The sequence below is a fragment of the Thioclava sp. DLFJ4-1 genome, from assembly GCF_002020145.1.
Taxonomy (GTDB): Bacteria; Pseudomonadota; Alphaproteobacteria; order Rhodobacterales; family Rhodobacteraceae; genus Thioclava; species Thioclava sediminum.
The window spans coordinates 274,843-301,783 of sequence record NZ_MPZT01000004.1 but is presented as its reverse complement, the minus strand read 5'-3'; the positions used below and the strand labels follow the sequence as shown (position 1 = coordinate 301,783).

21 protein-coding genes are annotated in these 26,941 nt (G+C 65.5%); 8 read left to right on the top strand and 13 right to left on the bottom strand.

What is annotated here, in order from left to right; genetic code table 11:
• Positions 1-56 precede the first annotated feature (56 nt).
• The 4 genes from BMI85_RS14385 to BMI85_RS14370 are packed head-to-tail and all read left to right on the top strand — an operon-like array spanning position 57 to position 3,766.
• Positions 57-713: a TetR/AcrR family transcriptional regulator gene (locus BMI85_RS14385; RefSeq protein WP_078601762.1), complete on the top strand. Its 657-nt coding sequence runs from the start codon at positions 57-59 to the stop codon at positions 711-713.
• A complete protein-coding gene (locus BMI85_RS14380) occupies positions 706-1,659 on the top strand; it encodes an HlyD family efflux transporter periplasmic adaptor subunit (protein ID WP_078601761.1) in 954 nt (317 codons plus the stop codon). Before BMI85_RS14385 ends, BMI85_RS14380 begins: the two co-directional genes overlap by 8 nt.
• Complete coding sequence (locus tag BMI85_RS14375; RefSeq protein ID WP_078601760.1) at positions 1,656-2,636, top strand: ABC transporter ATP-binding protein; 981 nt, start codon at positions 1,656-1,658, stop codon at positions 2,634-2,636. Before BMI85_RS14380 ends, BMI85_RS14375 begins: the two co-directional genes overlap by 4 nt.
• Complete coding sequence (locus tag BMI85_RS14370; RefSeq protein ID WP_078601759.1) at positions 2,633-3,766, top strand: ABC transporter permease; 1,134 nt, start codon at positions 2,633-2,635, stop codon at positions 3,764-3,766. The genes BMI85_RS14375 and BMI85_RS14370 overlap by 4 nt, the downstream gene beginning before the upstream one ends.
• A 141-nt stretch (positions 3,767-3,907) precedes the next feature.
• Here BMI85_RS14370 and BMI85_RS14365 read toward each other — a convergent pair whose 3' ends face one another.
• The 3 genes from BMI85_RS14365 to BMI85_RS14355 are packed head-to-tail and all read right to left on the bottom strand — an operon-like array spanning position 3,908 to position 5,573.
• Positions 3,908-4,450 carry a tail fiber protein gene (locus tag BMI85_RS14365; protein ID WP_078601758.1) on the bottom strand — a complete coding sequence of 181 codons (543 nt, stop codon included), beginning with the start codon at positions 4,448-4,450 and terminating at the stop codon, positions 3,908-3,910.
• A 31-nt stretch (positions 4,451-4,481) separates the two neighbouring features.
• Positions 4,482-5,021 carry a tail fiber protein gene (locus BMI85_RS14360; RefSeq protein WP_078601757.1) on the bottom strand — a complete coding sequence of 180 codons (540 nt, stop codon included), beginning with the start codon at positions 5,019-5,021 and terminating at the stop codon, positions 4,482-4,484.
• Between the two features lie 39 nt (positions 5,022-5,060).
• Complete coding sequence (locus BMI85_RS14355) at positions 5,061-5,573, bottom strand: tail fiber protein (RefSeq protein WP_078601756.1); 513 nt, start codon at positions 5,571-5,573, stop codon at positions 5,061-5,063.
• Positions 5,574-6,071: 498 nt separating this feature from the next.
• On the opposite strand from BMI85_RS14355, the gene BMI85_RS14350 reads away from it, so the two are divergent.
• Positions 6,072-11,360, top strand: a complete 5,289-nt coding sequence (locus tag BMI85_RS14350; protein ID WP_210402361.1) for a fibronectin type III domain-containing protein — start codon at positions 6,072-6,074, stop codon at positions 11,358-11,360.
• A 169-nt stretch (positions 11,361-11,529) separates the two neighbouring features.
• Here BMI85_RS14350 and BMI85_RS14345 read toward each other — a convergent pair whose 3' ends face one another.
• Complete coding sequence (locus BMI85_RS14345) at positions 11,530-13,794, bottom strand: adenosylcobalamin-dependent ribonucleoside-diphosphate reductase (protein WP_078542871.1); 2,265 nt, start codon at positions 13,792-13,794, stop codon at positions 11,530-11,532.
• Between the two features lie 159 nt (positions 13,795-13,953).
• Here BMI85_RS14345 and BMI85_RS14340 point away from each other — a divergent pair, with 159 nt between their 5' ends.
• Positions 13,954-14,379, top strand: coding sequence for a DUF1489 domain-containing protein (locus BMI85_RS14340; RefSeq protein ID WP_078547697.1), 426 nt, complete (start codon positions 13,954-13,956; stop codon positions 14,377-14,379).
• Here BMI85_RS14340 and BMI85_RS14335 read toward each other — a convergent pair.
• The 7 genes from BMI85_RS14335 to BMI85_RS14305 all read right to left on the bottom strand — a co-directional run bounded on the left by BMI85_RS14335 (position 14,376) and on the right by BMI85_RS14305 (position 20,994).
• Positions 14,376-14,696, bottom strand: coding sequence for a hypothetical protein (locus BMI85_RS14335; protein ID WP_078601754.1), 321 nt, complete (start codon positions 14,694-14,696; stop codon positions 14,376-14,378). The genes BMI85_RS14340 and BMI85_RS14335 overlap by 4 nt on opposite strands.
• A 129-nt stretch (positions 14,697-14,825) precedes the next feature.
• A complete protein-coding gene (pgi, locus tag BMI85_RS14330; protein WP_078601753.1) occupies positions 14,826-16,433 on the bottom strand; it encodes a glucose-6-phosphate isomerase in 1,608 nt (535 codons plus the stop codon).
• A gap of 16 nt (positions 16,434-16,449) precedes the next feature.
• The gene (gene pgl, locus BMI85_RS14325; RefSeq protein ID WP_078601752.1) at positions 16,450-17,121 is read right to left on the bottom strand and encodes a 6-phosphogluconolactonase; all 672 of its coding nucleotides are present in this window, start codon (positions 17,119-17,121) and stop codon (positions 16,450-16,452) included.
• Positions 17,118-18,572, bottom strand: coding sequence for a glucose-6-phosphate dehydrogenase (zwf, locus tag BMI85_RS14320; protein ID WP_078601751.1), 1,455 nt, complete (start codon positions 18,570-18,572; stop codon positions 17,118-17,120). Before zwf ends, pgl begins: the two co-directional genes overlap by 4 nt.
• A gap of 106 nt (positions 18,573-18,678) precedes the next feature.
• Positions 18,679-19,179, bottom strand: a complete 501-nt coding sequence (locus BMI85_RS14315) for a DUF2478 domain-containing protein (protein ID WP_078601750.1) — start codon at positions 19,177-19,179, stop codon at positions 18,679-18,681.
• Positions 19,180-19,243: 64 nt separating this feature from the next.
• On the bottom strand, positions 19,244-19,786 hold the full coding sequence (locus tag BMI85_RS14310; RefSeq protein WP_078601749.1) for a PIN domain-containing protein: 543 nt from the start codon (positions 19,784-19,786) through the stop codon (positions 19,244-19,246).
• The gene (locus BMI85_RS14305; RefSeq protein WP_078601748.1) at positions 19,786-20,994 is read right to left on the bottom strand and encodes a class I SAM-dependent rRNA methyltransferase; all 1,209 of its coding nucleotides are present in this window, start codon (positions 20,992-20,994) and stop codon (positions 19,786-19,788) included. The genes BMI85_RS14310 and BMI85_RS14305 overlap by 1 nt, the downstream gene beginning before the upstream one ends.
• A 240-nt stretch (positions 20,995-21,234) precedes the next feature.
• Between BMI85_RS14305 and edd the strand changes: the two genes are divergently transcribed.
• Together edd and eda are read left to right on the top strand one after the other, a co-directional pair.
• Entirely contained in the window at positions 21,235-23,040 is a 1,806-nt protein-coding gene (gene edd / locus BMI85_RS14300) for a phosphogluconate dehydratase (RefSeq protein ID WP_078601747.1), read from the top strand.
• A gap of 133 nt (positions 23,041-23,173) precedes the next feature.
• Positions 23,174-23,815 (top strand): bifunctional 4-hydroxy-2-oxoglutarate aldolase/2-dehydro-3-deoxy-phosphogluconate aldolase, encoded by a 642-nt coding sequence (eda, locus tag BMI85_RS14295; RefSeq protein ID WP_075775624.1) that lies wholly within the window; start codon positions 23,174-23,176, stop codon positions 23,813-23,815.
• A gap of 8 nt (positions 23,816-23,823) precedes the next feature.
• Here eda and BMI85_RS14290 read toward each other — a convergent pair whose 3' ends face one another.
• Positions 23,824-24,090, bottom strand: coding sequence for a hypothetical protein (locus BMI85_RS14290; RefSeq protein ID WP_078601881.1), 267 nt, complete (start codon positions 24,088-24,090; stop codon positions 23,824-23,826).
• 15 nt (positions 24,091-24,105) lie between these two features.
• Positions 24,106-26,880: a glutamine-synthetase adenylyltransferase gene (locus tag BMI85_RS14285; RefSeq protein ID WP_078601746.1), complete on the bottom strand. Its 2,775-nt coding sequence runs from the start codon at positions 26,878-26,880 to the stop codon at positions 24,106-24,108.
• Positions 26,881-26,941 lie beyond the last annotated feature (61 nt).

Genomic DNA, 26,941 nt, shown 5'->3' with positions numbered 1-26,941 from the left:
TAGGGGGCTGAGTCAAAATTCTTGCTACTGACTGACCGGTCAGTTATTTTTTGCCCATGACGGATCCCGACTCGCCCGAGCCCAAATTTCGACGTCGCGCAGAGGCGCGGCCTGACGAGGTGCTCGACGCGGCGCTCTCGCTGTTCGATGAAAAGGGGTACGCCCATACGTCGGTGGCGCAGATCGCCAAGACGGCGGGTCTCTCGAAGGGGGCCGTCTATCTCTATTTCCCGTCGAAACAGGCGATCCTCGAAGGCTTGGTGCGCCGGGCGGTGTCTCCGATCGCCACGCGGGCGCAAGCGCTTGTCGATCTGACATCGGAAGACGCGCGCGCCACGCTGCGCGCGCTGTTCTCGCTGATCGCGACCTCGCTGGGGGATCCGAAGGTTCTGGCGGTCCCGAAGGTCGTGATCCGCGAGGCCGTCGTCGCCCCCGAGATCGCCGCGATGTATCGGCGCGAGGTGTTCGACCACGTCCTGCCCGCCGCCACCGAAATCATCCGACAGGGCATCGCCTCGGGCCAGTTGCGCCCGGTCGATCCCGAACTGACCCTGCGCTCGATCATAGGCCCGATCGTCGTCCATCTCCTTCTTGCGGAGATCTTCGACGTCGTGCCGGAGGACGGGCTGTCGCTCGATCAGCTGATCGAGAACCACCTCGACATTCTATTCCACGGCGTTTTCCTGTCACCGGAGGGTTCGACCGATGCTTGATACCATTGTTGCGTGGATCAGCGCGCTGCTCACCGCGATCATTCCCGGCTATGGGGACGCCCCGGTGCCGCATTACTCGGGCTATGTGGAGGGCGAATATGTCTATGTCGCCCCCTCGGTCACCGGACGCATCAAAACGCTGGCGGCGATCGAAGGCGACAGCGTGAAGGCAGATCAGTTCCTGTTTGATATGGATTCGACGAAACAGCAGGCGGCAGTACGCGCCGCCGAGGCCAAGATCGGGACCGCGAGCGCCAATCTGAACAACCTCGAAACCGGCTCGCGCGACCCCGAGATCGAGGTGATCAAGGCCTCGCTGGAGCAAGCCATCGCGCATCGTAATCTCGCGGAATCCGCGCTGAAACGCACCGAGGATCTGTTCGCCCGCGAGATCGTCGCCCAGGCCAAGGTGGATGTCGACCGCGCCGCTCTGGAAGAGGCCGAGGCGCAGGTGGCCCAGCTCAAGGCCCAGCTCGAAGTGGCCGCCCTGCCCGCGCGCAGTGCGCAGGTTCTGGCCGCCCAGAAAACGCTTGAGGCGGCACAGGCCGATGCCGATCTCGCCCGGTCGCAGCTCGATGACATGACGGTCACCGCCCCCGTGGCCGGTCGGATCGAGACGGTCTATTACAAGGCCGGGGAAGTGGCCGCAGCCGGGGCGCCCGTGCTGTCGATCCTGCCGCCGAACGCGCTCAAGGTCCTGTTCTTCCTGCCCGAGGCCGAGCGCGCGGATTTCGCCATTGGCGATCAGCTGGAGATGGAATGCGACGGCTGCGATCCGGGCATCAAGGTGACGATCAGCAAGATGGCCTCCGAGCCGCAATACACGCCGCCGATCATCTATTCGCGCGAAGAACGCTCGCGGCTCGTATTCCGGGCCGAGGCGCGCATCCCGGCGGGCGTGTCGCTCCTGCCGGGCCAGCCGGTCAGCCTGAGGCGGTTGAAATGAGCACGACACCCGCCGACAGCGTAAGCGACCGGAGCGAGCCCGCGATCGTCGTGAAGGGGCTCACGAAGATCTACAACGGCAAGAAGGTGGTGAACGCGGTCGATATGTCGGTGCCCAAAGGCGCGATCTACGGCTTCATCGGCCCCAACGGCTCGGGCAAAACCACCACGATCCGGATGATGTGCGCCCTGCTCACCCCTGATGGCGGCGAAGGTCACACCCTTGGCTACGACATCCACAAGGACGCGCGCGCGATCAAGGAAAACGTCGGCTACATGACCCAGAAGTTCTCGCTCTATGGCGATCTGACGATCCGCGAGAACCTCGACTTCATGGCGCGGATGTATCGGGTGAAGAACCGCAAGAAGGTGGTGGACGAGACCCTGCGGACCCTTGGCCTCGAAGGGCGCGGCAAGCAGTTGGCGGGCACTTTGTCGGGGGGGTGGAAACAGCGTCTGGCGCTGGCCGCCTGCATGCAGCACAAGCCCGCGCTCCTCTTGCTCGACGAACCCACAGCCGGGGTCGACCCGAAGGCGCGGCGCGACTTCTGGGACGAAATCCGCCAGCTCAGCAAACAGGGCGTCACGGTGCTGGTCTCGACGCATTACATGGATGAGGCCGTGCAATGCGATTACATCGCCTATATCGCCTATGGGAAGAAGCTGATCGACGGCCCGGCGACCGAGATCCCGCATCAGGTCGGCCTGACCACATGGCGGGTCTCCGGCCCCGACTTGATCCAGCTCGAGGAAGAGCTGCGCGCCGATCCGCGGGTCGAGCAGGTCGCGCGCTTCGGCGCCCAGCTTCATGTGTCCTCGACCGACAGCGCCGGGCTCGACGCGGTCGTCGCTGAAAAGAGCGGAGAGAACGACGCGCGCAAATGGGAGAAGAAAGAGGCCGAGCTTGAGGAGGTCTTCATCTACCTGATGGCGACAGCGGCCGACAATTTCGGTGTCAACGGAGGCCCCTCCGCATGAGCTGGTTCTCGGTATCGCGTTTCGGAGCGGTGCTCTACAAGGAATTCATCCAGATGCGGCGCGACCGGATGACCTTCGCGATGATGATCGGCATCCCGATCCTGCAGCTGGTGATGTTCGGCTACATCATCAATTCCGACCCGCACCACCTGCCGACCCTGATCGAGATGGCCGATGAGAGCCCGGTGGCGCGTGCGGTGCTGTCGGGCATGGAGACCTCGGATTACTTCAAATTTGAGGGCATCGTCACCAGCGCCGAGGAAGGCGATCAGGCGCTTCGCGACGGCACCGCGAATTTCGTCGTGGTCATCCCACCCAATTTCGAGCGCGACATCGTGCGGGGCCTGTCGCCAAAGCTTCTCGTCAGCGCCGACGCGTCCGATCCGACGGCCGTGGGCACCGCAGTCGGCGCGCTGTCGGGGATCATCGACACTGCGGTGAAACAGACCTTCCAAGGCCCCCTCGCCCCGGTCGCAGGCCAGCCCCCGCCCTTCTCGGTCGTGGTGCACAAGCAATTCAACCCGGCGAGCAAGACCTCGCTGAACATCGTGCCCGGCCTGATCGCCGTGATCCTCGCGATGACGATGGTGCTGATCACCGCAATCGCGATCGTGCGCGAGACAGAGCGCGGCACGATGGAAACCCTGATCGCCACGCCGGTCCGGCCGCTCGAGGTGATGCTGGGCAAGATCCTGCCCTATGTCGTGATCGGTTACATCCAGACCGTCGTGTTCCTGATCGCCGGGAAGCTTCTGTTCGGGGTGCCGTTCCTCGGATCGGGGCTGGCCTTCTTCATCGGCTTCAACCTCTATATAGTGGTGAACCTCGCCCTCGGCTTCCTGATCTCGACCCTCGTGCGCACCCAGATGCAAGCGATGCAGGCGAGCTTCATGACAATCCTGCCCACCATCCTGCTCTCGGGTTTCATGTTCCCCTACGCCGGCATGCCCGGCTGGGCGCAGGTGATCGGCTCGGCGATCCCCGCCACGCATTTCCTGCGCATCGTGCGCAAGGTGATGCTCAAAGGCGCCCATCTGGCCGACATTACCGGCGACTTGCGGGCGATCCTCATCATCGGCGCGGCGATCATGCTGATCTCGATGCTGCGCTACCGGCAGACGCTGGATTGAGCCGCTTCGGCAAGGGGTTCGGATCAGGTCGGAGCGCGTCGCGATTTCTCACGGCACCTGATCCCAGCAAAAAGGGGCGCGCCGCGCTGCGGCCGCCCCTTTGAATTGCAGGTCGCGCGCCTCGCGGGGCGCGCGGCGTTTTCAGTCGAAGCTCGGGTAGATTCCCTGCATGGCGATGCAATAGACGAGCCCTAGCGTCGGCTGGTCGTTCTCATGCGGCTGGCTGCCGCCAGTGGGTGCGATCGCGCCGGGCGCGAAGCTGGTCGCATCCTGGATCGGCGTGCCGGTATAGCCATTGGCCCCCGTCGAGATCCACGTATCGCCCGCAGTCGGCGCGGCACTCGCATCCGCGCCTTCGGGAAACACCGAAAGCGAATGCGAATGCGGCGGCAGATCGGCTTCGGTCAGCGTCACCGTATCGCTGCCGAAATGCTGGCCGAGCGCGCGAGGGGTAAGCCCCGGCCCTGCGCCCTGCCCGGCAACAACGCTCAACGGCGAACCACTGCCTCCGTTGAGATTGGGCAGCCCGAAGGTCGTGCGCCCGTCCCCGCCATAGGTCGTCCCGATCAACGAGAACACGGGCGGGTATTGCGAAATCGGCAAAAGCTGACCGTCACACGGCATCCAGCCCTGAGGGATGAAGTTGTAGGGAAATGGCATAACCGTGCAAAGAATGGGTTCCATATCCTGTCCTTTCCGAAAAGACCGGGCGCGCTTACGAGCGCGGCGGGTAAATACCGTCATAGGCGATGCAGTAGTTCATCACCGTGGTCGGCATCATGTTCTGGTGCGGGTGGGACGCACCGCTCGACCCGATCGAGGCCGGATTCAGCGTTGCGGGCGCGCCACCGGGCTGGGCCGAGTAGCGCGTGACACCCGTGCCATCTGCGGTCGCGAACTCGACCTCCGGGCCGGGCACGGCGGTCGCGTTGGCTGCCGGGCTCTGGCTCGAGGCCTGGATCGCGTGGGAATGCGACGGCATCTCCGCGACGCTCAGCGTGACCGTCTCCTCCCCGACCTTGTCGCCGACCTTGTAGACCGAGAGCCCCGGCGCGTGTCCCATGCCGAGCGGAATACGCCCGCGCAGATCCGGCACGCCGAAAGTCGTGACGCCGTCGCCGCCATATTGGGTTCCGATAAGCGAGAACAGCATCTGATATTGGTTGATGGGCAACAACTGCCCCTGACAGCTGAGCCAGCCGCGCGGCGTGCGCGGGAAGGCAAACAGCGTGATTTGTCCGACAATGGGGTCCATGAATATATCCTCTCCGTTCCGGCGGATCCGTTGCGCGCTTTACGCGCGCTGCGGGAAGATGCCCTGGAGGGCGATGACGTAATTGACGCAAAGCGAGGGCTGAATGTTGGGATGCGCGATGCCGCCGCCCGTGTGACCGATATTGGTCTGCGCCAGCGCGACCGGCGCCTCGGCGCTGCCATAGAGATTGCCAGCGGGGATATTGCCCGAAGCGATCACCATGTCGTCGGGCGCAATCGGCGCGCGTCCCGCGATCGCCAGCTGCGAGGCCACGAAAGGGTGGCTGTGGCTGGGCATCGTGGCGTCCGTGAGCGTGACCGCCTCGCTTCCCAGTTTTTGCCCGCGCGCCTGCATGGTGGCACCGCGCGGGCTGCGCCCACGAAGATCCGGGAGGCCGAACGTGGTCCGCCCGTCCCCGCCGAACTCGGTCCCGAGAAGCGAGAAAAGCGCAGAATACTGCGCGATGCTCATCAACTGTCCATTACACAACGCCCAGCCCTGCGGCGCGAAATCGAAGGCTACGGGCATGATCATGCCCAGAAATGGTTCCATCGAACTGTTCCCTTGAATTCTCCTCTAAGGCGAGGCTACGGGCGAACATGTCCTGCGACAACTTACAACTATGTGTTGTGTTCCTATATTGACAAATTACCCAAACGGGAGCTCGCGATGCGCGCGCGAGAGCGCTGCAGATGGCGTCCCTGGCCACCCGGCGACTGCGCTCTTCGCGCCACAGCCCTGTCGGCACATTTCGGCAAGATCTCGGCAATACGCGCTAAAGATTGACGAAAATTAATACGCGACATAGCGTCAACATCAGGGAGCAGAGACTCGCGCATTATTTTACCAATTGCCCCACGGGGATTTTCAGACGATTTGCATTGATGCGTCCGGGCCACGCTGCAATTTCAGTGGGGACAACAAGATATGTTCAGGGCATTGACGCTGAGCGGTCGCATTGCATGCGCCGTCAATCAGGCATCCAACCGATTTTCTCGCATAACGCGAATTTCGACCCTCCGGATTTTCATTTTGCGACTTCTGGCAGGCGTGCTTCTGACAACCGCCGGGGCGAGCGCCTCTCTGGCCGCCTGCGGCACCGGCACGACGCTGTTATTGGATGGCGGGCAGGGTTCGACAAAGACGCTCGACGTGAGTGCGGAATGCGGCGATGTCCGCTGGGGCCTGTTCGACGCCAGCGGCCTCAACGCGAACCTCTACCCAATTACGGCCCAACCCATCGCGGCGGGCAATAGCCCAACCCCTAAAACCTTTTCGGATCCGGCCTCAGGGGCGAAGATCACGATCACTCCCGGCCCCTCTTCAAGCGATCCGAGCCTCGGTGGCAATCTGGTGTTCAACACCTACTCTGTCACTCTGGACACGCCCCCCACGACCTATCCGGCCAGCGGAGTTCCGGTCACGCTCTATTATGCATCGGGCGTCTCGTCGGGCGGAAATACCACAACCGATACCACCTACACCGTCACCTTCACCTTCCCGGCCCCCGCGACCGCGCCGGATGCGCCAACGAATGTCTCGGCCACGGCCGGCGATAGCAGCGCGCAGGTCAGCTTCTCTGCCCCGGCCTCGAATGGCGGCGACCCGATCACCGGCTATACCGCGACCTCCTCGCCGGGCGGGTTGACCGGCACTGGCACGACCGCCTCCCCGATCACGGTGAACGGCCTCACCAACGGCACCAGCTATACCTTCACCGTCACCGCGACGAATAACTTCGGGACGAGCCCAGCCTCGAACCCCTCGAACGCAGTAACGCCGAAGGCCGCGCAGACAATCACCTTTGCCAATCCGGGCGCTCAGACCTACGGCACTTCGCCGACGCTGAGCGCAACCGCCTCGTCCGGCCTGACGGTCAGCTTCACGTCCTCTACGACGAGCGTCTGCACGATCACCTCGGGCGGCGCACTGACATTCGTCTCGGCGGGCACCTGCTCGGTCGATGCAGATCAGGCGGGCAATGGCGCCTATAACGCCGCCCCGACCGTCACGCAGAGCTTCGCCGTGAACGCGGTCGTGCCAAGCGCACCCACAATCGGCACCGCGACGGCAGGCGATAGCCAAGCCGAGGTCAGCTTCACCCCGCCCGCCTCCGACGGCGGCGCGACGATCACCGGATACACCGTGACCTCCACGCAGGGCGGGTTCACCGGAACCGGGGCTAGCTCGCCGATTACGGTAACGGGCCTCGCGAACGGCACCAGCTATACCTTCACCGTCACAGCGGCGAACTCCGTCGGGACGAGCCCGGCCTCCAGCGCCTCGAACGCGGTGACCCCGAAGGCCGCGCAGACGATCACCTTCGCCAATCCGGGCGCGCGGACCTACGGCACCTCGCCGACGCTGAGCGCAACCGCCTCGTCCAGCCTGACGGTCAGCTTCTCGTCGACCACCACTGGTGTCTGCACGATCACCTCGGGCGGTGCACTGACATTCGTCTCGGCGGGCACCTGCTCGGTCGATGCAGATCAGGCGGGCAATAACGCCTATAACGCCGCCCCGACCGTCACGCAGAGCTTCGCCGTGAACGCGGTCGTGCCAAGCGCACCCACAATCGGCACCGCGACGGCAGGCGATAGCCAAGCCGAGGTCAGCTTCACCCCGCCCGCCTCCGACGGCGGCGCGACGATCACCGGATACACCGTGACCTCCACGCAGGGCGGGTTCACCGGAACCGGGGCTAGCTCGCCGATTACGGTAACGGGCCTCGCGAACGGCACCAGCTATACCTTCACCGTCACAGCGGCGAACTCCGTCGGGACGAGCCCGGCCTCCAGCGCCTCGAACGCGGTGACCCCGAAGGCCGCGCAGACGATCACCTTCGCCAATCCGGGCGCGCGGACCTACGGCACCTCGCCGACGCTGAGCGCAACCGCTTCGTCCGGCCTGACGGTCAGCTTCTCTTCGACCACCACCGGCGTCTGCACGATCACCTCGGGCGGTGCGCTGACATTCGTCTCGGCGGGCACCTGCTCGATCGACGCCGATCAGGCGGGCAATGGCAGCTATCTTGCGGCGCAAACCGTCACGCAGAGTTTCACGGTCAACCCGACCACGACCCCTCCGCCGACGAATGTCACAGCCGTCGCCGGCGTCGAGAGCGCCACCGTCAGCTTCACCCCACCCACCGACAGCGGGGGCGCGCCGATCCTGGATTACACGGTGGTGTCTTCACCTGGAAACAAAACCGCGAATGGCACCAGCACGTCGATCACCGTCAACGGATTGACCGCCGGTACGGCTTATACGTTCACGGTCAGCGCCGATAACGGCTACGGATCGGCCGGGTTCTCAGCGCCCTCGAACAGCGTCACGCCGACGGCGGGCCAAACCATCACCTTCGCCAATCCGGGCGCGCAGGATTACGGCACCTCGCCGACGCTGAGCGCAACCGCGTCCTCCGGCCTGCCGGTCAGCTTCTCTTCGACCACCGCCGGAGTCTGCACGATCACCGCAGGTGGCGCGCTGACCTTCGTCTCAGGGGGCACCTGCTCGATCGACGCCGATCAGGCGGGCGACAGCACCTATAATCCCGCCCCGACCGTCACGCAGAACTTCGCCGTGAACGCGGTCGTACCGGGCGCGCCGACGATCGGCACCGCGAAGGCGGGCGATAGTCAAGCCGAGGTCAGCTTCACCCCACCCGGTTCCGACGGCGGCGCGACGATCACCGGATACACCGTGACCTCCACGCCGGGCGGGCTCACCGGAACCGGGACCGGCTCGCCGATTACCGTGTCGGGCCTCACGAACGGCACTAGCTACAGCTTCACCGTCACCGCGACCAACTCTGCAGGCACCGGCTCGGCCTCGGCCGCGTCGAACAGCGTCTCGCCGCTGGCGGCGCCGACCGCGAATGCCGTGAGCCTCACCGTAGGATATGGCTCGACCGACACCGCGGTGCCGCTGAATTTCTCCGGCGGCGCGGCGACATCGGTCACGGTCGCCTCGGGGCCCAGCCACGGCTCGACCAAGGTGAGCGGCACCACGATCAGCTATACGCCCACGGCGGGCTATCACGGCGCGGACAGCTTCACCTATACCGGCACGAACGCGACGGGCACCTCCGCCCCTGCGACGGTCACGATCACCGTCTCGGCGCCCACCTTCACCGTGACCTCGGGCGCGCTGTCGGATGGGCAGGTCGGCACGAGCTACTCGGCCACGCTGAGCGTCTCGGGCGGCACCGGGCCCTACACGTTCGACACAGCCGCGAAGACCGGCTCGTTCCCGCCGGGGCTATCGCTCTCATCCACCGGCACGCTCAGCGGCACGCCCAGCGCCAATGGCAGCTACAGCTTCACCGTAAGCGGCCATGATTCAAGCACACCGAATGCGAGCTTCCAAAGCGCCACGATCACCATCGCGATCCAGCGCGCCGCCCCCACGATCACCGCGATCAGCCCGGCACAGGGGTCGGCCAGCGGCGGCACCTCCGTCACGCTGACGGGGAGCGATTTCACCGGCGCGACGGCGGTCAGCTTCGGGGGGAAGGCCGCGAGCGGCTTCACCGTCAATTCCGACAGCCAGATCACCGCGACCGCGCCTTCGGGCACCGGCACGGTGCATGTAAGCGTGACCGCGCCGGGCGGCACCTCGAGCGCCACCAGCGCGGATCAGTTCGCCTATCTGTCAAATGTCGCGACGCTCTCGGCGCTGAGCGTGAGCCAGGGCACGTTGAGCCCCGTGTTCAGTTCGGGCACGAGCGGCTATTCGGTGGACCTGCCCTATGGCACGGGCTCGATAACCGTCACGCCGACGGCCACGGATAGCGGCGCGAGCCTCACCGTGAACGGCAATGCGACCGCCTCGGGCAGCGCCTCGGCGCCGGTCTCGCTGGCGACGGGGGCGAACACGATCACCGTGGTAGCCACCGCAGCCGATGGGATCGCGACGCAAAGCTACACCATCACCGCCACCGTGGCGCGCCAGACCGATACGATCACCTTCGCCCCGGTCAGCTCTCCGGTGCGGATCGGCAGTGCGCCTTTCGCAGCCACCGCGACGGCGAGCTCCGGCCTGACCGTGACGCTGAGCAACGCGACACCTTCGGTCTGCACGCTTAGCGGCGCCGTGGTCACGCCGGTCGCGGCGGGTAGCTGCCAGATCACCGGCACGACCGCCGGCAATGCGAGCTACGCGCCGGGCAGCGCCACGCTGACGGTTCTGGTCGAGGTGGCCCCCGATCCGACACAGGATCCGGATGTGATCGGGATCGTGACCGCGCAGAACACGATGGCGATGCAATTCGCCCGCACGCAGATCGGGAACTTCTCCTCGCATCTCGAAGCGCTGCGCGACGGCAATGGCCTGCGCGACAGTTTCGGCGCGCGTCTCGGCATTCCCAGCGTGACCCGCGCGCGCGGTTTTGCCGACCCGGTCGATCCGTTCGAGACCCAGACGGGCGGTACGCCCGCGCCGAGTCGAGGGGCTACGCGTGGCGCAGCTGCTACGCCGACCCCATCCGTCTCGACCAGCGGCACCTCCGAAAACCTGTTCGGCCCGCAAACCGCGATCTGGACGGCGGGCACGCTGAACCTGACGAAGGACGGCGCGATCGACCTCCATAGCAACGGGCTCAGCGCGGGTCTCGACTACCAACCCAGCGCGGACGCGATCCTCGGGCTCGGGCTTGGCTATGGCAACGGGCGTTCGGATATCGGCAGCGATGGCTCGAAGACCAGCGGGCATAGCGTGAACGCGGTGGTCTACGGGACCTTCCGCACCGGCGAACGCGGCTTTGTCGATGTGCTGGCGGGCTATGGCACGCTGGGCTTCGACAGCCGCCGCGCGATCTCGGGCGGGCCGGATATGGCCTATGGTTCGCGCGAGGGTTCTCAGGTCTTCGCACAGGTTCGCACCGGGATGGAGTTCCGGCAGGATAACTGGATGCTCTCACCCTATGCGGGGATGCAGGTGATCTCGGGGCATCTGAATGCCTTTACCGAGCGCACTGCGGACCCGGCCGATGCGCTGAGCTTCGACCGTCAAAGCTTCGGCTCGACCCAGCTCGACTTCGGCCTGCGCGGCGGCTTCACCCGAAAAACGAGCTTCGGGACGGTCTCGCCGAACTTCCGGCTGGAATATAACCGGGTGCTGAACCGCGATATCGCCGCGGGGATGAGCTATGCGGATCTGGTGAACGGCTCGCAATATGTGCTGAACCTGCCGCAATCCGATGAGGACCTGCTGACGATCGGGCTGGGCACGAATATCGCCTTCGAGGGGGGCACGCAGCTCAGCATCGACCTGCGCAACACCTCGGGGTCGAACAGCCACAGCAACAGTATCTCGCTGAGACTGTCCAAGCAGTTCTGACGCAGGAGACAAGCGAAAACCAAACGGGGCGAGGATGTGCATCCTCGCCCCGTTCCTGTTTCAGCCTGACGCCCTGGGATCATTCATTGACCAGCTTGGGCGGCCCGTGGGCAGGCTTATGCTTTCGCCTGCGCAGTCATTTACTTTTTTTGGCTTCAACTCACCCGGCTCAGCCGCATTTGGAGTGGCCGCAATCGGCGCAGGTCATACAGCCTTCGACCATCCGCAGGGCGTAGGAGCCGCAGGACGGGCAGGCTTTGCCGCGGGGGGCTTCGCCGATGGCCATGCGGTCGGCCTCGGGGTCGGATTTCAGGCCCAGCCCTTCGCCTTCGAGGAAGCCGATCGAGATCATGTGCCGCTCGATCACGCCGCCGATCGCCGCGAGGATGGAGGGGATGTATTTGCCCTGCATCCAGGCCCCGCCGCGCGGATCGAACACAGCTTTGAGCTCCTCGACCACGAAGGACACATCGCCGCCGCGCCGGAACACCGCCGAGATCATCCGGGTCAGCGCCACGGTCCAGGCGAAATGCTCCATGTTCTTCGAGTTGATGAAGACCTCGAAGGGACGGCGGTGGCCGCCTTGGACGATGTCGTTGATCGTGATGTAGATCGCGTGCTCCGAACCCGGCCATTTGATCTTGTAGGTCGAGCCTTCCAGCGCCGCGGGACGGTCCAGCGGCTCGGTCAGGTAGACCACATCGGCGCCCTCATCGACTTCCGGCGCGTCTTCGGACTTCTCGGAAACGCTGAGAACCGAGCCCGTCACGTCGTTCGGACGGTAGGTGGTGCAGCCTTTGCAGCCGGTGTCCCAGGCTTCCATATAGACCGACTTGAACGCCTCGAAGGGGATGTCCTCGGGGCAGTTGATCGTCTTGGAGATCGAGCTGTCGATCCATTTCTGCGCAGCGGCCTGCATCCGGACGTGATCCATCGGCGCGAGGGTCTGGGCGTTGACGAAATAGTCGGGCAGCGGTTTGTCCCCGAACTTGTCGCGCCACATCTGCACCGCGTAATCGACAACCTCTTCCTCGGTGCGCGAGCCGTCGGGCTGCAGCACCTTGCGCTTGTAGGCATAGGCGAAGACCGGCTCGATACCGCTGGAGACGTTGCCCGCGTAAAGCGAGATCGTCCCGGTCGGTGCGATGGAGGTCAGCAGCGCATTGCGGATACCGTGCTCGCGGATCGCCTCGCGGACGTCATCGTCCATCTGCATCATGTTGCCCGAGGCGAGGTATTTCTCTGCGTCGAAGAGCGGGAACGGCCCCTTTTCCTTGGCCAGATCGACCGACGCGAGATAGCTCGCCCGCGCGATCTGCTTCATCCAGGCTTCGGTCTGCGCCGCCGCTTCTTCCGAGCCGTAGCGCAGGCCCAGCATCAGAAGCGCGTCGGCGAGACCGGTCACGCCCAGACCGATGCGACGCTTGTTCTGCGCCTCTTCGCGCTGCTGCTCCAGCGGGAAGCGCGAGGCATCGACCACGTTATCCATCATGCGGATGGCTAGGCGCACCATCTCGTCGAGCTGCTCCGGGTCCAGACCCGCATCGGCCTCGAACGGGTTCGTCACGAGCCGCGCGAGATTGATCGAGCCCAGCAGGCACGCGCCATAGGGCGGCAGGGGCTGCTCGCCGCAGGGGTTGGTCGCGGCGATCTGCTCGACATAGTTGAGGTTGTTCATCTTGTTGATGCGGTCGATGAAGATCACGCCCGGCTCGGCGTAGTCATAGGTCGCGCGCATGATCTTGTTCCACAGATCGCGGGCGTTCAGCGTGTGATAGACCTTGTCGCCATATTTCAGATCCCACGGACCATCGGCCTTCACGGCCTCCATGAACGCGTCGGTCACCAGCACGGACAGGTTGAACATCCGCAGACGGGCCGAATCCTGCTTGGCGGTGATGAAGCTCTCGATATCGGGGTGATCGCAGCGCATCGTCGCCATCATCGCGCCGCGACGCGAACCCGCCGACATGATTGTGCGGCACATCGCGTCCCAGACGTCCATGAAGCTCAGAGGGCCGGACGCATCGGCAGCGACGCCCTTCACTTCGGCGCCACGCGGACGGATGGTCGAGAAATCGTAACCGATTCCCCCGCCCTGCTGCATCGTCAGCGCGGCTTCCTTCAGCATGTCGAAGATGCCGCCCATGTTGTCAGGGATCGTGCCCATGACGAAGCAGTTGAACAGCGTCACCGCGCGGCCGGTGCCGGCACCTGCGGCGATCCGGCCTGCGGGGAGATATTTGAAATCTTCCAGCGCGCCGTAGAATTTCTCTTCCCATTTCGCGGGCTTATCCTCGACCTCGGCCAAGGCGCGCGCGATCCGACGCCAGCTATCCTCGACGGTCGCGTCGATCGGGGTCCCGTCCTGTTCCTTCAGACGGTATTTCATGTCCCAGATCTGTTCGGCAATCGGGGCGGCAAAACGGCTCATGAGGTCCTCGTTGGCAGCAGTTCGAGTGAGGTAAAAATCGAGCGCCCCCTCCGCATATCGTGCGTCGGGGGCGGGCTGACACTATACCTAAGGCCTCTTCGCATGACCAGACGCAAATCGGACATTGCCGTCGCGGGACCGAAAACCTAATTAAGGGGCATGGGTGACAAAGTGGTGAATCTGATCAAACTGTGCGTCGGCGCCGAGAAGGTCGAGGACCTGATCGCGTGGCAGGCCAGCCGCTATGGCAAAGGCCCGGCCATGCATGTGACGCGCATGTGGCCGAAGCGCGCGGACGAGATCCTGAACGGCGGGTCGCTATACTGGGTCTTCAAGGGCGCGGTGCTGGCACGTCAACGCATTCTGGAACTGTCCGAAGTGATGGGCGCGGACGGGATCGCGCGCTGCGCGATCGTGCTCGACCGCGAGGTTGTCCGCACCGAGGCCCTGTCGCGCCGCCCGTTCCAGGGCTGGCGCTACCTGAGCCCCGATGATGCGCCCCGCGACCTGCCCAAAGGTCGCGACCGCGAAGAGGCCCTGCCCCGCGAGCTTGCCGTGGCACTGTCCGAGATCGGCCTGCGTTAAGAGGCGAGCCAGCTTTCCGCCTCTCCTTGCGCGGTGAAGATGCGAAATGCGCCGCCCTCGCCCTGCATGCTCGCCTCGGAGCGCATATCCTCCGGCACGACCAGCGCACAGCGCCCAGCCTGACCGTCTTCGCAGCTTTGACGCAGCCCGCCGATCAGTTCCGCCATGTAGCCATCGAAGCGCGGCGCGACGACCACCATCATCCGATCCGCGGCCCCGACGAGGCGCATCGCCTCGGTCACATCATGTTTAAGAACAGTGCCGGAGGCGATCAGACCGACCACACCTGCGGGGCTTTTCTCCATCGACTCGATCATCGTGGAATTCCTTTGTTCGAACACCAAAAGGCGAGGCGCTGCGCCCCGCCTATAAGCTGAACGGAAGGATGATCGGCGCGGTTCCGGCCACAGGCGCGACCGTTACCACACCGTTACCACGTGGCAAGCTCAGCCGCGCAGCGATTGCACCCGCGCGACAAGCTGCCGGGTGGAGCCGTCCTTGCCCTCGCCCGCATCCTCGCCCTTCAGCACCGGCGCCAGCGCCAGCGCCAGCTCCTTGCCCAGTTCCACGCCCCATTGGTCGAAGCTGTTGATACCGAGGATCACGCCCTCGACGAAGACGCGGTGCTCGTAAAGCGCGACGATACCGCCGAAGACCTCGGGGGTCAGTTTCGGATAAAGCAGCGTGGTCGACGGGCGCGAGCCCGGGAAGACGCGGTGCCGCGCCTGACGGTCCAGCTCGTCTCCCTCGAAGCCCTTCTTGCGCATGATCTCAGTCGCTTCAGCCAGCGAGCGCCCGCGCATCAGCGCCTCGGATTGCGCCAGACAGTTGGCCACGAGCAGCGTATGCTGATGCGCCAGATCGGGCTCGTGCCCCTCGGCGGCGACCATGAATTCGCACGGAATGACCCGCGTGCCCTGGTGGATCAGCTGATAGAACGCGTGCTGGCCGTTGGTGCCCGGCTCGCCCCAGACGACGGGGCCGGAATTGTAGGGCAGATCCTTGCCATCCATGCTGACGCGCTTGCCGTTGCTTTCCATCTCCAGCTGCTGGAGGTAGGCCGGCAGACGCGCAAGCCGTTGATCGTAAGGCAGAACTGCGCGCGTAGCATAGTCGCAGAACTGGTTGTGCCAGATACCGACCAGCGCCAGCAGCACCGGCAGGTTGTCCTTGAATTCGGCCTCGCGGAAATGCGCGTCCATCGTGGCGGCGCCCTTGAGGAAACCCGCGAAACCCTCCGGCCCGATCGCGATCATCAGCGACAGCCCGATCGGCCCCCACATCGAATAGCGCCCGCCGACCCAATCGGCGAAGCCGAAGACGCGGGCCTGATCGATCCCGAAGGCGGCGGTCTTCTCAGCCGAGGTCGAGAGCGCCGCGAATTGCTGCGCCGGGTCCGAGACCTTCTCGGCCATCCACCGCTTCGCGGTCTCGGCATTGGTCATCGTCTCGATCGTGGTGAAGGTCTTGGAGGCGACGATCACCAGCGTCGTTTCCGGGTTCAGACCGGCCAGCGTGTCATGGATATGCGCCCCGTCCACGTTGGAGACGAAATGGCAGCGCGGCCCGTCGTGATAGGGCGCGAGCGCGAGCGTCGCCATCGCCGGGCCCAGATCAGAGCCGCCGATGCCGATATTGACCACATCGGTGATCTCGCCGCCCTGCCCCGTGAACTTGCCCTCGCGGACATCGCGCGCAAACGCTTCCATCCGGGCATAGGTCGCGCGGACCTCGGGCATGACGTTCTCGCCATCGACGAACACATCCGTGTCGAGATTGCGCAGCGCGGTATGCAGCACCGCGCGACCCTCGGTGTCGTTGATCTTCTCACCGGTGAACATCGCCTCGGCGCGGGCCGCGACATCCTTCACCTCGGCCAGTTTCACCAGCAGATCGAGCGTCTCCACATCGATATTGGTCTTGGAGAAATCGAACAGAAACGGCCCGGTTTCGCGGCTGAAACCGCCTGCGCGATTGTCCTTTTCGAACAATTCTCCGATTCCGCGGGATTGTACGGATTGCGCCTTGTCGAGGAGGTCTTGCCAGATGGTCATCGCTTGCTCTGCCCAGTTATTCAGCCCAGTGAACGGTCGCGTCCTTGAGAACGGCGCGCACCGGCGCCTGTTCCACGGGGAGCTTCTCGGCCGCTTCGATCGCCGCGCGCTTCTCCGCGCCGGTGATCAGGATATGCGTATACATCGCGTCGCGCAGCACGGGTGCGGACAGTGTGATACGCGGCTCGCCCGCAGCTTCGGCCCGCATCGGCAGCAAGATCGGCGCATCGTTCGACAGCGCCTCTTTCAGCCGGTCGGCGCCCGGGAACAGGCTCGCCGTGTGCATATCCGCACCCATGCCCAGAAGCAGGACGGAGATCGGCAGATGCGGCGCGATGCCCTCGGCCAGTTCTTCCATCTTGTCCTCGGGGCGCTCCGCCTCGGCATAAAGGGGCACCAATGTCGCCGCCGCCGCGCGGCCCTTCAGGAGCCGCGCACGGATCAGGCGCGTGTTCGACCGCTCCGAGGTCTCGGGCACCCAACGCTCGTCATTGAGGAGCACCGCGACCTTGGACCAGTCCAGATCAATGTCGGAAAGAATGTCGAAGATCGGACCGGGTGTGGAGCCGCCGGGCACCGACAAGGTCGCGCGGCCCTCGTTGTTGATCGACGCGCGCAACTGGCTCGCGATGCGGTCCGCAAGCCCCATCATCAGCATCTCGCGATCGGGATAACTCTCAAAATTCATTCACGAATCTCCCGCCAGCGGCGTCCGTCGCGATGCATCAGCATCAGCGCGTCATCCGGCCCCGACGCGCCGCTGTCATAGGTTTGAGGTTTGTCGCCACGCGCCTCCCAACCCTCGATGATCGGGTCGGTCCAGGCCCAGGCCGCCTCGACCTCGTCGCCGCGCATGAACAGCGTCTGGTTGCCCCGGATCACGTCCATGATCAGGCGTTCATAGGCGTCGGTGATGTCGGCCTCGTCGCCCAGAGCTTCCGCGAAGGACATGTCGAGCGGCACCTGCACGAGGCGCATCCCGCCCGGCCCCGGCTCCTTGATCATCATCTTCAGGTTCATGCCCTCATTGGGCTGCAGCCGGATCACCAGCACGTTCTCGCGCCACTCGCCTTCGGCTTCGTCGAAGATCTGGTGCGGCGGCTCTTTGAAGGTGATCGCGATCTCGGAGGTGCGCGCGCGCAGCCGCTTGCCGGTGCGCAGATAGAAGGGCGTGTTCACCCAGCGCCAGTTCGCGACATGGCATTTCATCGCGATATAGCTCTCGGTCGTCGACTCCGGATCCTCAGCATCTTCGAGATAGCCGGGCGCATCCTTGCTGGCCGCGTACTGGCCACGCACGATATCGGCGGGCTGAACGGGCTGGAGCGCGCGGATCACCTTGAGCTTCTCGTCGCGCACCGCGTCTGGATCGAAGTGGTAGGGCGGCTCCATCGCGATCAGGCACAGAAGCTGCATCATGTGGTTCTGAACCATGTCGCGCATCGCGCCCGACTTGTCATAATACGACCCGCGACCGCCCACACCGACCGTTTCGGCCACGGTAATTTGCACATGATCAACAAATTGGCTGTTCCAGAGCGGCTCGAACAGGATGTTGGCGAAGCGCACCGCCATCAGGTTCTGCACGGTCTCTTTGCCGAGGTAATGGTCGATCCGGTAGATCTGCGTTTCGTCGAAATACTCCGCCAGCGCCGCGTTGAGCGCCTTGGCCGAGGCGAGGTCGCGCCCGAACGGTTTCTCGACCACGATCCGCGCCTCCGGCCCCGCGATGCCGCGCGTGTGAAGGCGCTCGGCCAGATCGCCGAACAGCGCCGGTGCCACCGAGAAGTAGAACGCATTGACGGTGTCGTCGCGCACTTTCGACTTCAGATCGTCCCAGCCGCCATCGCCTTTCGCGTCGATCGCGACATAGTCGAGCATCGGCAGGAAGCCGTCCAGCGCGCCTTCGTCGTCGCATTTATTGCCGCCGAATTCGGCGATCGCGGCGCGGGTCTGGTCGCGGAACTCCTCGGGGGTCATCTCCGAGCGCGCGGCCCCGATAATGGTGGATCCTTCGGGAATTTGACCGGCGCAATAGCGACGAAACAGGCCGGGGAGAATTTTGCGATTGGCGAGGTCGCCAGTGGCGCCGAAAATCACCAAGTCGAAACGATCGACGGGAATGACGCGCGAAACCATGGGCTGCTCCGTGTTTGGGGTCCGTTAGCGCTAACGACCCCCTTTTACTCACCTTACCTGAACAAGTCTAGCATGGGAGCGACACGAGACAACGCGAGGGCGCGGATTAAGCGCTCTCACGCGAAAGAAACGCCTCAAGCGCCTGAATTTCCGGCACGATTTCTTCGGCCATACCATCTGCGAAAATCGCGAAATCGGCTCGCGTTTCGGGCGGAACGGACAGAAGGACCGGAAAATCGGAGGCCATCGCCTGCGCGATCAGGTCGCGACACCCGCGCCCTGCGGCCTCCTGTTTGCCGAATTTGTTGAGGATCACGATGGCGCCCGGTGGCGCCGTTTCGAGCGCATGACCGACCTGGGCGACGACCTCTTCGAGCGCGCCCGCATCGAGCGAACAGGCCCCCGCGCCCTGCCCCAGATCCTGCGAGATCGTGCGGGTTTCGCCCTCGGGCAAAAGGCGCAGATGCATCTCGCATTCGAAGCGCTGCGGCACCTCGGCGCGCACCATGCCGATCACGTCGCGCCCTTGCGACAGCAGCCTTTCGGCGAGCTGGGCAAGGAGCTTGTCGGCCGCGCCGCGCTCTTGGCATGTGATGAACCCGATCATTGCGCCTGTTTGGCGAGGCTTTCGCGGGCGGTCAAGGGGCGACACCCGGACAGGCAGCGCGAGATCACGCCGCCAGTGCCTTGCCGAAGCGCGGCAGACGCGCGCGTTTCATCAGCGCCCGGATCGGCTGCGGCTCGCCCGAGAGGCGCTCGGCCTCGGCGCGCACGGCCTCGGTGATGGCGCCCATCTGCACGGGATGCTCGGAGAGAAGCTGCCAGAGGAAGCCGTCCGGATCGCGCCGCTCCAGCCCCTCGCCCGCCAAGGTCCCGCGCGGAAAATCCTGCGCATTGAAGGTCAGGATCGCATCGGCACTGCCCGCAATCGCCACCGCCAGAACATGGAGGTCATTCTCGTCGGGGAGCACCAGCCGCGCCTCGATCCCCGGCTGAGCGGAAATCTCGGCCTTCGGGAACCCCGCGCGCAAGAGCGCGATCTCGCCGCGCGCGATGGCCTCGTCGGCAGGCGCGCGGCGGGCTGCGGCGCGCGCCCATTCCTCCAGGATGCGCGCCGACCAGAGCGGACGGTAGAGCCCCGCCTTGGCCGCCCCGATCAGGATCTCGCGCAGCACCGTCGGGTAGAGCACGCAGGCATCGAGCACGACCCGCATCAGTCGAGCCGGAAGAACAGCGATTTCAGATAGCCCGATTCCGCCAGCTGCGGCAGCATCGGGTGATCGGGCCCGGCATAGCCAGTGTGGATAAGCTGCGCGGACCGCCCTGCCTTGCCGATTCCGCGGGTGCAGGCTGCGCGGAATTGCGACAGATCGGCGGCATGCGAGCAGGAGCACAGCACCAGATAACCGCCCGGCTCGACCAGCGGCGCGGCCATCCGCGCGATCCGCTCATACGCGCGCAGCCCCGCCTGCAGCGCGGGCTTGGCGGGCGCGAATGCGGGCGGATCGCAGATCACCAGATCGAAGCGCTCCCCTTCCCGGCCCAAAGCATCAAGCGTGTCGAAGGCATCGCCCTGACGCGTGGCGAAGCGGTCCGCCATGCCCATCGCGGCCGCGCCCTTGGTCGCAAGATCCAGCGCCGGGGCCGAGGCATCGACCGACAGCGCCGACGTCGCACCTCCTGCCAGCGCGGCCAGCGCGAAGCCGCCCACATGGGAGAACACGTCGAGGACCCGCGCGCCCTCCGCCAGCCTTGCGGCAAAAGCGTGGTTCGGGCGCTGGTCATAGAACAGGCCCGTCTTCTGCCCGCCCATCAGATCGGCAAGATAGATCGCGCCGTTCATCGGCACCTCGACCGGCGCCTCGATACCGCCACGCAGCGTGACCATTTCCTCGTCCAGCCCTTCGAGCGTGCGCGCCCGCCCCGCCGCGTTCTTGATGATCGTCGTGACGCCCGTGACCTCGGCCAGCGCGGCCTCAAGATCGGCGATCATTATTTCCGACCATGCCGCATTCGGCTGGATCACCGCCGCATCGCCGAAACGGTCAATAATGACGCCGGGCAGCCCGTCCGCCTCGGCATGGACCAGACGATAGAACGGCGCATCGAACAACCGCGCACGCATCTCCAACGCGCGGGACAGCTTCGCCGCGATCCAGTCGCGGTCAATCACCGCCTCCGCGTCGCGGCTCATCACACGACCGATGATCTTGGAGTTCGGGTTGACCGTCACCGTAGCCAGCGGACGGCGCTCGCCATCCTCCAACGTCGCGATCGTGCCGGGCGCCAGCGCCTTGGTGCGCCGGTCCGTCACCAGCTCATCGGCATAGACCCAAGGAAAGCCGTGGCGGATCGCGCGGGCCTCGGCCTTCGGGCGCAGCCGGACGGTCGGGCGGGTGGCGGTGTCTTCGGACTGGCTCATCGGATGCTCCTTGCGCGCGCTGTCTCAAGCGCCGCCTTCCTAGCGCCAAGCGGCGGTGCGCGAAAGCCCTCGCGCTTGCCGCATCCCCGCTCTGCCCCAGATAATCGACAAAGAGAACGGGTTGCGACGTTAGCGCTAACATGATAGCGAAGAGGCGACCGCGATCCGCGCCCGCTGCGCGAGCGGCCCGCTAGGGCTGCGTGTTCCGCATCAGATGCATAGCAAGGAAAGGCCCCGCCGATGACCCTCGATGCCACAATCGCCCGTGTGACCGACCGAATCCGCGCCCGCTCCGAAGGCCCGCGCGGCGACTATCTTGCGCGGATGCAGGCGGCTGCCGATGCAGGCCCCGCCCGCGCGCATCTCAGCTGCGGCAATCAGGCCCACGCCTATGCGGCCATGGGCGAGGACAAAGACACGTTGGCAGGCGATCGCGCCCCCAACGTGGGCATCGTGACGGCCTATAACGACATGCTCTCGGCGCACCAACCTTTCGAGACCTTCCCGCAGACGATCAAGGCCGCGCTGCGCGAAGTCGGCGCCACGGCGCAGGTCGCGGGCGGCGTGCCCGCGATGTGCGACGGGGTCACGCAGGGCCAGCCGGGGATGGACCTGTCGCTCTTCTCGCGCGACGTGATCGCGATGGCGGCGGCGGTTTCTCTGAGCCACAACACCTTCGACGCGGCGCTCTACATGGGCGTCTGCGACAAGATCGTGCCCGGCCTGATCATGGCGGCGGCGACCTTCGGGCATATCCCGGCGATTTTCATCCCCGCGGGGCCGATGACCACCGGGCTGCCTAACGACGAGAAAGCCAAGGTGCGCCAGCAATTCGCAGCCGGCGAAGTCGGTCGCGACGCGCTCATGGCCGCCGAGATGGCCTCCTATCACGGCCCGGGCACCTGCACCTTCTACGGCACTGCGAACACCAACCAGATGCTGATGGAGTTCATGGGTCTGCACCTTCCGGGCGCATCCTTCGTGAACCCGAACACGCCGCTGCGCGAGGCACTGACGGTCGCAGGCGCGAAACGCGCCGCCGAGATCACCGCGCTTGGCAACGACTACCGCCCGGCCTCGGAAGTGCTCGACGAGAAAGCCTTCGTGAACGGCATGGTCGGTCTGATGGCGACGGGTGGTTCGACCAACCACGTCCTGCACCTGCCCGCGATGGCGCGCGCCGCCGGGATCGTGCTCGATCTGGAAGATTTCGACGAGATTTCCTCGGTCGTGCCGCTGATGGCGAAGGTCTATCCGAACGGCCTCGCCGACGTGAACCACTTCCATGCGGCGGGCGGGCTGCAATTCATGATCCGCCACCTGCTCGAGGCAGGCCTGCTACATGAGGACGCCAAGACCGTCGCCGGCGACGGGCTCACTCGCTACACGCAGGAGCCGAAGATCACCGAGGGCGGTCTGATCTGGGAAGAGTCCGATCCCGAGAGCCAGAACGAGAAAATCCTGCGCAAGCCCGCCGATCCGTTCCAGAAAACGGGCGGCCTCAAGCAGCTCGAGGGTAATCTCGGGCGCGGCGTGATCAAGGTCTCCGCCGTCAAGCCCGAGCGCCATGTGATCGAAGCGCCGGTCCGCGTCTTCAAGGAACAGCACGAGGTGAAGGACGCCTTCAAGAACGGCGAGTTCACCTCGGACACGATCGTCGTCGTCCGCTTCCAGGGGCCGAAAGCGAACGGGATGCCGGAGCTGCACTCGCTGACCCCGACCCTCGCCGTTCTGCAGGATCGCGGGCTGAAAGTGGCGCTGGTCACCGATGGCCGGATGTCGGGCGCCTCGGGCAAGGTCCCGGCGGCGATCCATGTCTCGCCGGAGGCCGCCGATGGCGGACCGCTTGCGAAGCTGCAGGACGGCGATATGGTGCGGCTCGACGCGACGACGGGCGAGCTGACCTGCCTGACCGAAGGTTTCGAGAGCCGCACGCCGGTCGTGCCCGACCTCAGCGGCAACCAGTTCGGCCTCGGCCGCGAGCTGTTCGGCGCCTTCCGCACCCATGTCGGCCCGTCCACCAAAGGCGCCTCCGTGGTGCTTTGAGTTTTCTTGCCTCCGGCGGGGATATTTGTACCAAGGCGAAGACAGGGTTCTGCTTTCGGCTTGGCGATAAATATCCCCCGCGGAGCGTCCTGCCCTCTCCGCCCGCGCGGGCGGCCCAGACTGGAGTGATCCGATGACCCCTAGCGAACAATCCGCATCCGCCCGCAAGATCTGCGAACTGGCCCCGATCGTGCCGGTGATCGTGGTGAAGGATGTGGCCCATGCCGCCCCTCTGGCCAAGGCGCTCGTCGCGGGCGGCCTGCCTGCGCTGGAAGTGACGCTGCGCACGCCCTGCGCGCTCGACGCGATCCGCGCGATGGCCGATGTCGAAGGCGGCGTGGTCGGCGCGGGCACGCTGCTGACCCCGGCCGACGTGAAAGCCGCGAAAGCCGCGGGCGCGAAATTCGGCGTCTCGCCCGGCGCGACCGAAACGCTGGTGAAAGCCTGCGAAGATGAAGGCCTGCCGCTTCTGCCGGGTGCCGCCACCGCGTCGGAGGTGATGAAGCTTCTCGAGATGGGCTATGACGTGCTGAAGTTCTTCCCGGCGGAAGCCTCGGGCGGCGCGCCTGCGCTGAAGGCGATCGGAGCGCCGATCCCGCAGGTCAGCTTCTGCCCGACCGGCGGCGTCAGCATGAAAAACGCCAATGATTACCTGAGCCTGCCGAACGTTCTTTGCGCAGGCGGGTCCTGGGTCGCGCCCGATGCGATGGTGCAATCGGGCGACTGGGCCGGGATCGAGGCGCTTGCACGCGAGGCGGCAGCGCTGCCGCGCTAATCACCCTGCTAGGGACGGCGCGCCCGCCAGCCGCCGCGCCGCATCGGCGGGCCGCTCTCGCGGGTCAGACCTTCCTCGAGCACCCGGGTCATCGGGTGCTCGGGCGGCGCTTGATAGGCCGCGAGCACGGTGCGCATCGCTTCGTTCGCGTCCATCCCCGGCCCGAGGCTCAGCGCCCAATCCATGAAGATCGAGCGGCACTCTTCCGTGGTGATTCCGTCGATCTTGAAGCTCTCGCGGATCAGCCCTTTCGGGTCCGCCTCGCTCAATTCCATCAGTTTGCGCGCCATTCAGCCCTCCAGAGCCCTGTCCACGATGGCGGCCGTCTCGGTCGAGACCTCGTTCAGACGCGCCGCCAGAGCATCGAGATCATCCAGCCCCGTCTCGCGCAACAGGAAAGCGCGGCCGCCCTCTCCGATCGCCGCCATATCCAGGCGTTTTTCGCTCAGCAAGCGCCCGCCTGCCTGCAGTCGCCAGAGGAAGCGATAGGCGGTGGCGAGCTGCTCGCCCTCCTCGCGCGTCACGAAGCCGCCACGCGGCCCCGCGCGCAGCTGTGCCTCGACCTTGCGCGCCGGGACGCCCGCACGAAGCGCGAAGCTTTGCGCCAGAAGCTCGATATCCTGCAGCCGTCCGGGGCCGACCTTCGCCTCCCAATCGCCATCGGGGGCCTTGGCCGCGAAGATCCGGGCGCGCATCTGCGCCAGCTCGTGGAGCACCGCGTCTCCGCCGCCTTTCGCCTCCAGAACCTTGAGGCGGATCGCCTCGACCCGGTCGGCCAGATCGGCGCATCCCGCGACGGGCCGCGCCCGGGTCAGCGCCAGATGCTCCCAGGTCCAGGCCTCTTCCATCTGGTAGCTTTCGAAGCTTTGCACCGAGGTCGCGACGGGCCCTTGTCGCCCCGAAGGCCGCAACCGCATATCGACCTCGTAGAGCATCCCCTCCGGCATCGGCGCGCTGAGCGCGGTGATCAGGGCCTGCGTGAGCTTCGCGTAATAAGCCCTTGAGGCGATGGGCTTCTTGCCTTCGGAAAACTCCTGCCCGTCCGCATCGTAGATCACGATCAGATCGAGATCGGATTGCGCGTTCAGGCGTTCTGCTCCAAGGCTGCCCATCCCCAGAACCACCGCGCCCTTGCCGGGGCACGGCCCGTAGCGACGCGCGAATTCGCCCTGTACAATCGGCCAGAGCGCGCCCAGCACCGCCCCCGCCACATCGGCATATTGGCCCGCGGCTTCTGACGCATCGACGAGACCGCGCAGGTGGTGGACGCCGACGCGGAACTTCCATTCCTTGGCCCAGCGCCGCGCCGCGATCAACGCGGCCTCGTAGTCGCCCGCCCGCCCCAGCAGCCGCGCAAGATCGGCCTCCAGCGCCGGTTTGCCCGGCCATGGCGCGAAGAACGAGCCGCCCAGAACCGCGTCCAGCACACCGGCATTGCGCGAAAGGTAGCTCGCCAGCCCCGGCGCCGTGGCGCAGATATCGACGATCAGATCGACGAGTTGCGGATTGGCCTCGAAGAGAGAGAACAACTGCACCCCGGCGGGCAGCCCCTTGAGGAAGCCGTCGAACTGCGTCAGCGCCTCCTCCATATTCGCCGCGCGGCGCATCCGGTCGAGCAGTTCCGGCTCCAGCCGCTTGAAGATCGCGCGCGCCCGTTCGGATCGCAGCGCCGGATAGCCCGTCCAGCCCTCGACGATCTCGCGCGCGGCTTCGCTCAGGTCGGGACGCTCGGCGGCGGCATCGGGGGCGAAGAAATCATTCGTCAGCCCTTCGACCCGCTCCAGCCGGTCGCGCAGCCGGTCGCGCCAGCGCGCCACATCCCCCTCGCCCATCATCGCGGCGATCCGCGCGAGCCCCTCTTCGTTGCCGGGCAGAATCTGGGTCTGGGCGTCGCCCACCATCTGCAGACGGTGCTCGATCTCGCGATGCTCGCGGTAGTGATCGATCAACTCCTCCGCCACATCCTCGGGCACCCAAGTCTTCGCCGCGAGCGCGCGCAGCCCGCCCACGGTGGTCCGGTCGCGTAGGCTCTCGTCGCGCCCGCCTGCGATCAATTGCCGGGTCTGGGTGAAGAACTCGATCTCGCGGATGCCGCCCTGGCCGAGCTTGATATTGTGACCCGCCACTTCGATCGGGCCATGCAGCCCCTTATGCTCGCGGATGCGCAGGCGCATGTCGTGGGCGTCCTGAATGGCCGCGAAATCGAGATGCTTGCGCCAGACGAAGGGCCGCAGCCGCTCAAGGAATTGCTCGCCCGCCGCGATGTCACCGGCGCAGGGACGCGCCTTGATATAGGCCGCGCGCTCCCATGTCCGGCCTTCTGCCTCGTAATACAATTCCGCCGCGCCCATCGAGATACAGACCGGCGTCACGGCGGCATCGGGGCGCAGACGCAGATCGGTGCGAAAGACATAGCCCTCGGCGGTGCGGTCGTTGAGCATCGCCGCCATCTTGCGCGTCGCCCGGATCAGCGCGCTGCGTGCCTCCATCGCATCGTCGGGATCGTAGCGGCTTTCGTCGAACAGGCAGATCAGGTCGATATCGGAGGAGTAGTTCAGCTCCCCCGCCCCCATCTTGCCCATCGCGAGCGCGACCATCCCGGCGGCACTATCTATATCATCGTTGGTCGCCCCGGGGATTTTGCCGCGGCGGATTTCCTCGGCCACCAGCCGCTTCATCGCCAGATCGACCGCAATATCGGCAAGCCGGGTCAAGGCGCCGGTCACTTCTTCGAGACACCAGACACCGCCCAGATCGGCAAGCCCGGCCAGCAACGCGACGCGACGCTTCGCCCGACGCAGCTCTGACGGCAGATCGGCGAGGCTGACGGGCGTGATCCGCGCGAATTCCTCGGCCAGCGCGGCTTCGGGATTGCCCGAAATCGCGGGGCGCAGCCACTCGGCCTCTTTCTCCATCAGGCCTTTGAGATAAGGGCTGCACCCTGCCGTCCCCCCGAGCAATTCGCGCAGCTCCGGCGCGAGATCGGAGAACAGCTCTTCGGCTTCGGCGGCGCGGTCGCGCTCGAAAGGCAGGGGCGAACGGGTGAGACGCGAGGCAAACGGCATGGCGCCATGCTTACGCCGCCACGCGAGCCGGTCAATGGGGATTGCTGTCGCGCGACATCTG